At 64.2% G+C, this 4870-nt stretch carries 7 protein-coding genes and 1 pseudogene; 3 read left to right on the top strand and 5 right to left on the bottom strand.

Annotation, left to right across the window (positions count from 1 at the left end; all coding sequences use genetic code 11):
* The 4 genes from EN964_RS24420 to EN964_RS24405 form a co-directional block, all read right to left on the bottom strand.
* Positions 1 to 524: alcohol dehydrogenase catalytic domain-containing protein (locus EN964_RS24420; RefSeq protein WP_164775968.1), on the bottom strand; the 524-nt coding region annotated here is incomplete at its 3' end.
* A 57-nt stretch (positions 525 to 581) separates the two neighbouring features.
* Positions 582 to 1070, bottom strand: a complete 489-nt coding sequence (gene lspA / locus EN964_RS24415) for a signal peptidase II (RefSeq protein WP_127269341.1) — start codon at positions 1068 to 1070, stop codon at positions 582 to 584.
* A gap of 13 nt (positions 1071 to 1083) precedes the next feature.
* Complete coding sequence (locus tag EN964_RS24410) at positions 1084 to 1941, bottom strand: RNA methyltransferase (protein WP_013529576.1); 858 nt, start codon at positions 1939 to 1941, stop codon at positions 1084 to 1086.
* Entirely contained in the window at positions 1938 to 3032 is a 1095-nt protein-coding gene (locus EN964_RS24405) for a class I SAM-dependent rRNA methyltransferase (protein ID WP_023812530.1), read from the bottom strand. Before EN964_RS24405 ends, EN964_RS24410 begins: the two co-directional genes overlap by 4 nt.
* A gap of 135 nt (positions 3033 to 3167) precedes the next feature.
* Between EN964_RS24405 and EN964_RS24400 the strand changes: the two genes are divergently transcribed.
* From EN964_RS24400 to EN964_RS24390, 3 genes are all read left to right on the top strand, one after another.
* Positions 3168 to 3860: a YafY family protein gene (locus EN964_RS24400; RefSeq protein WP_127272542.1), complete on the top strand. Its 693-nt coding sequence runs from the start codon at positions 3168 to 3170 to the stop codon at positions 3858 to 3860.
* A gap of 71 nt (positions 3861 to 3931) precedes the next feature.
* Positions 3932 to 4327 (top strand): VOC family protein, encoded by a 396-nt coding sequence (locus EN964_RS24395; RefSeq protein WP_127271653.1) that lies wholly within the window; start codon positions 3932 to 3934, stop codon positions 4325 to 4327.
* Positions 4324 to 4761 carry an EVE domain-containing protein gene (locus EN964_RS24390; RefSeq protein ID WP_127271652.1) on the top strand — a complete coding sequence of 146 codons (438 nt, stop codon included), beginning with the start codon at positions 4324 to 4326 and terminating at the stop codon, positions 4759 to 4761. The genes EN964_RS24395 and EN964_RS24390 overlap by 4 nt, the downstream gene beginning before the upstream one ends.
* Here EN964_RS24390 and EN964_RS24385 read toward each other — a convergent pair.
* Positions 4758 to 4870 (bottom strand): annotated as a pseudogene (locus tag EN964_RS24385) (ornithine cyclodeaminase family protein); the annotation flags it as partial. The gene EN964_RS24390 and the pseudogene EN964_RS24385 sit on opposite strands and share 4 nt — an antisense overlap.

Here is a 4870-nt window from a genome sequence, read left to right as displayed (position 1 = left end):
AGGCTGGACAGGATCGAGACCGCGACCGAGCCGACGCCGCCGGCCGCCCCCGTCACCACCACCGGGCCGCGATCAGGCAGGATGCCGTGCCGCTCCAGGGCCATGACGCAGAGCATGGCGGTATAGCCTGCGGTGCCGACGGCCATCGCGTCATGCGGGCTGATGCCTTGCGGCAGCGGCACCAGCCAGTCGCCCTTGACGCGGGCGCGGCCAGCATAGGCGCCGAAATGGGTTTCGCCGACGCCCCAGCCGTTCAGAATGACCTTGTCTCCGGTGCGCCAGTCGGGATGCGAGGACGAGACGACGGTGCCGGCGAAATCGATGCCCGGCACCAGCGGCCAGTGGCGGATCACCGGCGCCTTGCCCGTGATCGCCAGGCCATCCTTGTAGTTCACCGTCGTTGCCTCGATCGCGACGGTGACATCGCCTTCCATCAGGTCGGCCTCGGTGAGATCGGTTACGTTGACCGACTGCTTTTTCTCGGCGTCACGCGAAACGAGGATGGCTTTGAAGGTTTCGGACATGTCTTTCTCCGCGATCTTGTTTGGCGACATGAACTGTGCGGCGATGGCCGCACGGGGTCAATCCTTGGAAGGTCTGGCTTTGGGTTCGCGTCCCCAGCCGAACAGCTCGTCGAAGACGACCAGTGCCGCGCCCACCGAAATGAAGGCGTCGGCAAGGTTGAAGACGGCGAAGGACCACACCGGCGTGTGAAACAGAATATAGTCGATGACGTGGCCGTAGACGGCGCGGTCGATCAGATTGCCCAGAGCGCCACCGACGATCAGCGCAAAGCCGGTGCGGGCAAGGATCTGGGACGGCGCGATCCGCGTCGCCAGGAACAGCACGAAAGCAACGACGACAAGCGAGATGACGATCAACCCGGTGTCGCCGAAGGACGAGAACATCGAGAAGGCGATGCCGGTATTGTAGGTGCGGAACAGCGCCAGGAAGGGCAGCAGATCAACCTTCTCCTGAAAAGGCAGATCGGCCTCGACCAGGTATTTTATCCACTGGTCGAGCGCGATGGCCGCGACGACAAGCAGTGCGTAGGGAGACCATGATCTCACGGGCGGGCAACCTTCATTGCTGGTCCAGGATTGGCTCGAGCTTGAGCGCGCCGCGCCGGATCTCGAACAGCATGATGCCGGTGGCAACGGCCAGATTGAGCGAATCGGCACGGCCGGCTTGCGGAATCCTGAGCAGCCTGTCGCAACTCGCAGCCAGGCTTTCGGGCAGTCCCTGCTGCTCGTTGCCCATCATCAGCAGCACGGGCCCGCGTGAAAAATCGACCGAGCGGTAGTCGACGGCGCCTTTCAGGTGGGTTCCGGCGACGAGGCCTGAAAACCCGCCTCGCCAGGCGAGGAAAGCCTCGGTTGTCGCTTTGGCCACCGGCACGGCAAAGATCGAACCCATGGTGGCGCGCACCGTCTCCACGGAGAATGGATCAGTGGTATCGCCGACCAGGATGACGCCTTTGGCGCCGACGGCATCGACGGTGCGGATGACGGTGCCGAGATTGCCGGGGTCGCGCACCCGGTCGAGCGCCACCCAGACGTCGCCATTGTCGGCGCGGACATCCTTCAAGGCGAGGAATTTTTGCGAAAAGACGCCCACCACCATTTGCGGATTGTCGCGGCGGGTGATGGCCACCAGCACCTTTTCCGACACTTCGAGCACCATGCCGCCGGCGGCAACCGTGCGTGCGGCCACCTTCTCCACCGCCGCGTTGCCGCGCCCGGCCTTGGCGAAAACCAATGTCCTGATCTGCCAGCCGAGATCGAGCGCATCGATAACCAGCTTCAACCCTTCGGCCATGAAGGCGTTCTGCTGGTCGCGGAATTTCTTCTGAGCGAGCGCCTTGATGTCCTTGACCAGCGGATTGGCGAGGCTGGTGACCTCCTTCACCTGGCCAGGTGCGCCTGCATGCCGCTCGTTCATTCAGCCACCCAGCGCGAAAACAATGAGGTCGAGAGCGCCCGGCCAGCGGACTTTTCACGGATGATCAGCTCACCCGATTCAATCTTGCCGCCCATGCCGGCAAAGGTATCGCGCATCAGGGCGTGGATGGCGAAGAAGGAGGCGCGGATCGAATAGGCGGTCAGCACCACGGCAAGCGGCTTCGGCGTCAGGATCGCCCGGCAGAGATCGGTCAAATCGGGCAGATCCTCGAACAATTGCCAGACCTCGCCCTTGGGGCCACGGCCATAGGCCGGCGGGTCGAACAGGATGATGTCGTAGCGGCTGCCGCGGCGCTCCTCGCGCTCGGCGAATTTGACCGCGTCGTCGACGATCCAGCGGATCGGCTTGCTGCCGAGGCCGGCCATCTCCTGGTTTTCACGGGCCCAGCCGATCGCTTTCTTCGAGGCATCGACATGGGTGACCTCGGCGCCGGCGCGAGCCGCCACCAATGAGGCGAGACCGGTATAGCCGAACAGGTTCAGCACCTTGACCGGCCGCTTCGCCGCCGCGATCAGCCCGGCCATGTGATCCCAATGGGAGGCCTGCTCGGGAAAGACGCCGACATGACGAAACGAGGTGAAACGGCCGAGATAGTCGATGCCGTCATGCTTCATCGGCCAGGTCTCGCCGAGCGGCAGCTTGGGGAAACGCCAGCGGCCGATGCCCTCCTCGTCGGTGTCGCCGGTGAAGACGGCGTCGGCACGCTCCCATTCCTTTGCCGGCAAGGCCTTTTGCCAGATCGCCTGGCCCTCGGGCCGCACGATACGGTAGGGGCCATATTGTTCGAGCTTTTGGCCGGTGCCGCTGTCGAGCAGCGCATAATCGGCATTGGGCGCCACTTCCAGGATCACGGGAAGATGTTCGGCGGGCAGAGCGCCTTCGCGGCGGGCCAGGATGCGCGGCGCCGAGTTCGGTTCGGAACGACTTTCCGTCTTCGCCTCATGGCGCTCGCGCGGTGGCGCTTCCGGTCTGGCGGGAGCCTGGCCGGGACGCGGACGTGACACGTCCGCCGCACCCTTCGCGGATGGATGTGGACGGTTGTCGCGGCGTTTGTCGCGAAAAGACTTCAAGCGGGGGCAACTCCGAACGGCGTGGCCGCTTTTGACATAGGGCAACCGGCTTCGCAACCAAGTCCGACAGGTCGGCCTCTCCGGTTCAGGTTGGCCGCGATGGACCAATGTCAAAGAAACAGGCAAATCTACCGGATGTCCCGCTCCGAACGCCTGCTCGACCTGATCCAGTGCCTGCGCCGGCATCGCCGGCCAGTGAGCGGACAGGCGCTGGCCGATGAACTCGGGATTTCGATTCGCACACTCTACCGCGATATCGCCACGCTGCAGGGCCAGGGCGCGCCGATCGAGGGCGAGGCGGGTGTCGGTTATGTGCTCAAGCCCGGCTTCATGCTGCCGCCGCTGATGTTCAGCGACGAGGAGATCGAAGCCATCGTGCTCGGCTCGCGCTGGGTGGCCAAGCAGCCGGACCAGCGTCTCTCGGCCGCCGCTGCCAACGCGTTGGCCAAGATCGCCGCCGTCCTGCCGGACGATCTGCGCGAGGATCTCGACGCGAGCACACTGCTGGTCGGCCCTCCCGCCGCAGTCATCGAAAGCATCGATCTTGGTCTGGTGCGGCAGGCCATCCGCAACGAGCGCAAGCTTGGCTTTCTCTACCGCGACGCCGGCGGCGCTGCGTCCGAGCGTGTCGTGTGGCCATTTGCGCTGGGCTTCTTCGACAAGGTGCGGGTGGTGGTGGCGTGGTGCGAGATGCGGCACGATTTCCGGCATTTTCGCGCCGATCGCATCGCCGAGCTCCAAGCGACAAACACGCGCTATCCGCGCCGTCGCCAGGCGCTGCTCAAGGAGTGGCGGACGACGCTCGACAAGCCTCGTGGTTCGAGATGACTGCTGCCATGATCTGACAGTAGCTCATCTTATGGTCGCCAAGTCGAAGCACCGAACCTTGGAGAGCAGATATGGCCACCCCGAATTTCATCATCCTCTATGTCGACCAGCCGCTTGAGAGCGGCGCCTTCTACAGCGCGCTGCTCGGCCGTGAGCCGGTCGAAAGTTCGCCGACCTTCGTGCTGTTCGTGCTCGATGCCGGCTTCAAGTTCGGCCTGTGGTCGCGCCATACGGTGGAGCCGGCAGCCGCCATGTCAGGCGGTGGCGCCGAAATCGTCTTTGCGCTGGATACGCCCGATGCGGTCGATGCCGCCCATGCCGACTGGTCCGGGCGCGGGCTGAATATCCTGCAGACGCCAACCGACATGGATTTCGGCCGTACTTTTGTCGCGCTCGATCCCGACAATCATCGCCTGCGCGTCTATTGGCTGTCCGATGGCGAACAGGCCAATGGTAACCAGAGATGAGCGCGTACTGGATCGCCGTGGCGTCGGCCGAACATGTCCGGCGGGGTCGCGCAGCCGGCTTCATGCAGGTCAACCACGGCAAGGCGGCACCGCTGCGTCGCGTCAAGCCAGGCGATGGCATCGTCTACTACTCGCCGAACACTGTTTTGGGCGAGAAAGATGGCCTGCGGGCCTTCACCGCGATCGGCATCGTGCGGGAAGGCGAGCCCTATCAGGGCGATATGGGCGCCGGCTTCACACCCTTCCGCCGCGATGTGGCGTGGGCCAAGGCCGAGGAAGCGCCGATCAAGCCGCTGCTCGACAGGCTGGACTTCACCATGGCCAAGTCGAACTGGGGTTATCAGCTTCGCTTTGGCCTTTTCGAAATCGGGGATCACGATTTTCGTGTGATCGCCGACGCGATGAGCGCCAAAATGGCTGTACCGGCGAACTAGGCCGTGAGCGCCTTGTAGACGGCAATGCCGGCGGCAAGATCCTCGAGCGCCGCGCCGACCGACTTGAACAGCGTGATCTCACCGGCGCTCTCGCGACCCTTCTTCTGGC

The sequence above is a fragment of the Mesorhizobium sp. M7A.F.Ca.CA.001.10.2.1 genome (assembly GCF_003998575.1).
Lineage (GTDB): Bacteria > Pseudomonadota > Alphaproteobacteria > Rhizobiales > Rhizobiaceae > Mesorhizobium.
Note: the sequence above shows the minus strand (reverse complement) of the source record. Positions and strands in the feature narration are given on the sequence as shown.

Bases quoted from the DNA above. Each gene is read 5' to 3' on its own strand.
- EN964_RS24410 (WP_013529576.1), bottom strand. From the start codon at position 1,941: ATGAACGAGCGGCATGCAGGCGCACCTGGCCAGGTGAAGGAGGTCACC.
- EN964_RS24400 (WP_127272542.1), top strand. From the start codon at position 3,168: ATGTCCCGCTCCGAACGCCTGCTCGACCTGATCCAGTGCCTGCGCCGG.
- EN964_RS24395 (WP_127271653.1), top strand. From the start codon at position 3,932: ATGGCCACCCCGAATTTCATCATCCTCTATGTCGACCAGCCGCTTGAG.
- EN964_RS24390 (WP_127271652.1), top strand. From the start codon at position 4,324: ATGAGCGCGTACTGGATCGCCGTGGCGTCGGCCGAACATGTCCGGCGG.